Source organism: Corallococcus carmarthensis (assembly GCF_003611695.1).
Classification (GTDB): Bacteria; Myxococcota; Myxococcia; order Myxococcales; family Myxococcaceae; genus Corallococcus; species Corallococcus carmarthensis.
In genome coordinates, this window is record NZ_RAWE01000465.1 from 1 (window position 1) to 966 (window position 966).

Sequence of the window (966 nt, forward strand, 5' to 3'; positions counted from 1 at the left end):
TGGGCATCGACAGCGTGCGTTTGCGCGCCCATGCCAGTCGCAGCCAGGTGCGCGTGCACGCGCAGTCCCTGCGGCGCTTGAAGCACCTGCGCGCGTTGGACGTCGACGCCCTGGACGCTTCCGCGCGGCAGCAACACCCGCGGCGGGTGCGCAAGCACCAGGAGGTGGTGCGCCTGTGCGAGCAAAAGGGCCAGGCGAGCGTGGTCCTCAGCAACCCTCGCGCGGCCCTCATGCAGTTTCCTGGCAATGGCGTGCACCCGGGGCACCGCCTCACGGTGGTGGCCAGTGGCGTCACCCAGCGACTGGTGGTGGGCGTCCTTGTGACGGCCTCGGGCAATGACAAGGGCCAGTTGGAAGGGGCCATGCAGCAGACGCGCCGCGTGCTGCACGCGGCCGGAGTCCCCCTGCCTACGCGACTGCAAGTGGCCGGGGACTCCGGCTACTGGAGTGAAGAGGACCTGCGCTTCGCTGCCCAGCACCACGCCTGGGTGGACGTGCTGCTCAACCCGGGCCCGGCCACCGGCCCTCTGGCCAACAAGCCCGGAATGCTCCCGCGCGAGGCGTTTGAACTTCAGCACGCGAGCAGGGCCGTGGTGTGTCCGGCAGGGCGCCCCATGCGCGGGCCGGTGCGCAACCGCTTCGACCGGTGCGACGTCTACTTCGGCGAGGGCTGTCCGACGTGCCCTTCGCGTCCTCGCTGCACCCAAGCCAGGCGCCGCACCTTCACCGTGCGCTGGGAGTACGAAAGCCTGCTGGAGGCCATGCGCACGCGCATGCGGCAGCCAGACGCCAAGGCGCGCTACCGGCAGCGCATGGCCACCGTGGAGCCCGTCTTCGCCTCGCTGCAGCACGACATGGGCTTTCACCGCCTCTCCTCCCGGCACCCGCCCACCATCGACGCGGAAGTCTTCCTCAAGCTGCTGGCCCATAACGTCAGCCGGCTGCTCTCCCGCAGCCGGCTTTTTT

Annotated in this window: 1 protein-coding gene; it reads left to right on the forward strand. The window is 70.0% G+C overall.

The annotated features are described in order from the left end of the window. Nucleotides 1–966 (forward strand): transposase (locus tag D7X32_RS44490; protein WP_208752774.1); only part of this gene is annotated, 966 nt, incomplete at both ends.